General features: G+C 51.6%; 4 protein-coding genes. All 4 read left to right on the top strand.

What is annotated here, in order from left to right; translation table 11 throughout:
- On the top strand, positions 1 to 2,315 hold a 2,315-nt coding region (locus HMPREF1051_RS03120), incomplete at its 5' end, for a TonB-dependent siderophore receptor (RefSeq protein ID WP_036491540.1).
- Between the two features lie 235 nt (positions 2,316 to 2,550).
- Entirely contained in the window at positions 2,551 to 2,985 is a 435-nt protein-coding gene (locus HMPREF1051_RS03115) for a DUF883 family protein (RefSeq protein ID WP_003764337.1), read from the top strand.
- A 141-nt stretch (positions 2,986 to 3,126) separates the two neighbouring features.
- Positions 3,127 to 3,525: a phage holin family protein gene (locus HMPREF1051_RS03110; protein WP_003764331.1), complete on the top strand. Its 399-nt coding sequence runs from the start codon at positions 3,127 to 3,129 to the stop codon at positions 3,523 to 3,525.
- Positions 3,518 to 3,787, top strand: coding sequence for a hypothetical protein (locus tag HMPREF1051_RS03105; protein ID WP_003755528.1), 270 nt, complete (start codon positions 3,518 to 3,520; stop codon positions 3,785 to 3,787). The genes HMPREF1051_RS03110 and HMPREF1051_RS03105 overlap by 8 nt, the downstream gene beginning before the upstream one ends.
- Positions 3,788 to 4,044: the final 257 nt, after the last annotated feature.

The raw sequence follows: 4,044 nt of genomic DNA, 5'->3' as shown, positions 1-4,044 counted from the left end.
CCCCGCAAAGTGTAACCGTTTTCACCCAGCAGCAGATGCAGGATCAGAATTTGCAGAACCTTGATCAGGTGCTGGAAGAAACGCCGGGTATTACCGTCTTGCAGGACTCCGTTACCGGCATGGGCGAAGCCCAGTATTATTCGCGCGGCTTCCCCGTCGATAATTACCAGCTTGACGGTGTGCTGGCCAATAAATACCTGCTCGGCGGGCCGCGCTTTATTGCCGCACAGGACAGCTATCTTTACGACAGGGTGGAAATCATCCGCGGTTCGAACGGGCTGAGCACCGGAGTGGGTGATCCGGCGGCAAGCGTCAATTTCGTGCGCAAACGCCCGATGGCGAAAAAATCGGGGGAATTGAACCTGAAATACGGTTCTTGGAACAACAAACGTGTCGAATTCGATTACGGCGGCGCGTTGAACAAATCCCAAACCCTGCGTGGCCGCGTCGTCGGAACATGGGAGGACGGCGACAGCTTTATGGACAGAATCAAACGCAAATCCCATGCCTTCTACACCGTATTCGATTGGACGCCAACCGACAAAGACAGCTTTACGCTGGGCTTCAGCCGTCAGCACCGCAACATCACCGGTGCGCCGACCAAGGGGTTGATGCGTTATTCGAAAGTTACCCAGGATTATGATTTCGAGTTGGGGGATTCCCCGACACATTGGATAGATGCCCGCGACGTTCCCCCGAGTTTCAACAACGGGGCGGAATGGGCGTTTAACAAAGCCACCAGTGACAATATGTTTGCCGAATACAAACATCATTTCAACGACCATATCAAGCTGCAAACTGCCTATACCCGCAGCCGCACCAAAAGCGACTTGCGTTACGGCGATATGGGGGTAAACGGCTACGCGCCGCAATTTAACGCGGCAACTTACGATTTCGGCCGTGAACGCGACAAATACGACGACAAGGCGTTCGATATCCATTTGGACAGCCGTTTCAAACTTTTTGACCAGGACCAGCAGTTTATTGTCGGTTTTAGCGGCATCCGCCATACCCAGACGAGGGACGATTATAATTTCAGCAGCAGCGGTGAATTGAATGTCGATGATGCCAAGCCTACAGGTATTGCGGCCATGACGGGAGAACCGATAGACCGTAATTTCTATTTATGGCAGGCGATTCCGCTTGATTACTGGAATAACGGCAGCTATCCCATGTTGGGGTACAACCGAGCTTGGGAGAAAAAATTGGGACCGGACGGGTTGATTTCCCGCGATCATTTGGCTTCGGAGCAATACGGCCCCTATTTTGCCCTGAAGCTCAAACCGGCCAGGTGGCTGACGGCGGTGGTAGGCGGGCGTTGGCTGACATGGCGGGACAAAGGGGGCGGGAAATGGTCGTTTTACAAAAACAAAAACAACGTGATAACGGACGATACGGTTGAAATGCCCGACGAAGGGTACGCCCCCGATCACAATAAAAGCAGTATGTATCACGATACAGTGCGCAAATTCGTCCCGTACGGCGGCGTGATTGTAGAACTGACGCCGACCATCAATGCCTACGCCAGCTATACCGGCATCCTGAAAACCAACAATGTCTTAAGGAACAGGCCGGCCTATGGCGAGGGCGGCGGATGGCTGCCGCCGATTACCGGCAATTCCAAAGAAGTCGGCATTAAAGGCGGCTTGTGGAACGACAAGCTGAATTTTGCCCTGTCTTACTTCACCATGACCCAGAAAAATTACCCCACGCTCGAACCTACAGGCTCGCGCTGTTACGAATGGAAATACGGTGGGGAAAACGGCAACGAACCGTGGTGCTTCCAAGGCGATTGGGAATACGGCACAGGCAAGGGCTATACCAGCAGGGGGTTCGACATCAATCTTGCCGGACAGATTACCCCGAAATGGCGGATGCAGGCAGGCTTTGTCAAACTGAAGATAGACAAACCTTACGACGCGCCCAACTCCTCCAACGACTTGGGGGACGACATGAATCTGGAGTACGGCGGCACCTATACCGCGCCGGATAAAACCTTCAAATTCTTCACCAGCTACGACTTTACGCCCAAGCTGACGATGGGGGTGGGGATGCGTTGGGTTAGCGGCACCAAGCCCAAACCTTGGGGGCATGGTCTTTCCAACGGGCAATATTACGTTTCCGACAAACCCAAAGCCCTGTGGCAGCCTTCCTACTCGATATGGAACGTCATGGCGCGCTATAAAATCAACAAACACGCCGCACTGGCGGTCAACGTCGGCAACCTGACCAATAAACGCTATTACACCAATTCCCGCAGCAATTTCTACGGCAAGCCGCGCAATGCCTCTGTTGCCTTGAAAATTAAGTGGTAGGCTGTTTGCACGGAACTCTTCCGCCAAGAAGCAGTTTGCATGACGGAAAAGTTTTAAAGAGGCCCAAAGGTCGTCTGAAAGTTTTCAGATGACCTTTTTATCTCCCGCGTCAATCTTTACATGTTTTCAAACCACCTTTAGCCGAATTGACTTGAGCAGAAGTGTAAAGGGGTTATAATCGATTAACAGATGAACAATCTGTTATTTCAACGGTAAGGACATCAAGGAGAAGGTAATGAAAAAACATGATTTTGAATCCCGCAAAGAAGCTTTGTTGAAAGACATTCAAGATGTAATGAACGATGTCGAAGAGCTGTACACCAAAGGCGTGGAAGCCGGTTCGGAAGAAGGTAAAAAAGCCAAAGCCAAATTGCAGGAAAAACTCGAAGCTGCCAAAGAGCGTTTGTATCGTTTTGAAGACGAAGCAGGCGAGCGCATCAGACATCATGCCGACCGCGCGCGCGAAAAATACGACGAATTTGAAGAATTGGCAGAAGAGCGTTTCAAAGAAGGCAAAAAACGCTTTGCCGAGTTTGGAGAAGAAGCGGGCGACCGTATCAAACGAGGCGCACGCCAAGCCGATGCAGCCGTACACGACAAACCTTATTACGCAATGGGCTTTGCCGCACTGGCAGGCTTGGTCGTTGGCGTCTTGCTGAACCGCCGATAATCGGCCAAACAGGAATGCCGTCCGGACACGATTTCCCAAAATCTTGTTCCGGCGGCGTTTGCTTATGAGGGGCGGCAAAGGTTTCAGACGACCCCAAAGCCTTCGGATTATCCGTTTCGGAGCAATCAGGGAAATCGGAATATGGGTATCAGACAAAATATCGAACATACGAAAACTCTGCTGAATCAAGGTATCGATTTGCTTTTGCTGCGGTTGCAGATTTTGAATCTGGATTTGGCGGAGCAGGCGGAAAACGTGTTCCGCATCATCATATGGCTGGTCGTATCGGGCATCTTGCTGCTGATTGCATTCATCAGTCTGCTTTTTGGACTAAACCGCGCGTTGTCGGATACCGCGGCGATATGGGTATTTTTCGGGATAACTGCCGTCAGCTTGATCGTCATTGCAATTTTGTTCGGCAAAGTCGCAAAAGACTGGCGCAGCCAAAACAACCAAATCGCGGCAACCTTGCAGGACATCCGGGCAGACATCGCCTGCCTGCGCGGTCAAGATATGCAGGAAGGAGGGGACGATGAATAAAACGGAACGCGATGAAGCACGCGAACTGCTGCAACTGGAAGCCAAACTCGTCCGCCTGAGGATTGAGGCATCGTATTTGAAACAGCGCAAGTTGAAGGAACAGGAAGAGCGCAAGTCGGACACGCTGATGAAGCTGCTGGATTTGGGCAACGAGCTGACGCAGACAAGCCTGCTGTATAAAACGGCAGGACTCGCCATTCCGCGCAAGTACCGCTTCGGCGCACTGCTGGCAGCGTTTGCGTTGAAGGCTGCGATGAAGTAGATGGGATTAGAAAGAAGGTCGTCTGAAAGTTGGGTTTCAGACGACCTTTTTGTATTTGTGGGGTTCGTGGGCGAAGCCCACGCTACGGTAGGTTTCAGACGATTTTTGGTTGTCGGTGTAGGTTGGGATAACCGTATCCGACGGGATATTTTTCTGCCGAGACCTTTGCAAAATTCCCCAAAATCCCCTAAATTCCCACCAAGACACTTAGGGGATTTCTCATGAGCACCTTCTTCCGGCAAACCGCACAAGCCATG

The organism is Neisseria sicca VK64 (assembly GCF_000260655.1).
GTDB classification, from domain to species: domain Bacteria; phylum Pseudomonadota; class Gammaproteobacteria; order Burkholderiales; family Neisseriaceae; genus Neisseria; species Neisseria sicca_B.
Note: the sequence above shows the minus strand (reverse complement) of the source record. Positions and strands in the feature narration are given on the sequence as shown.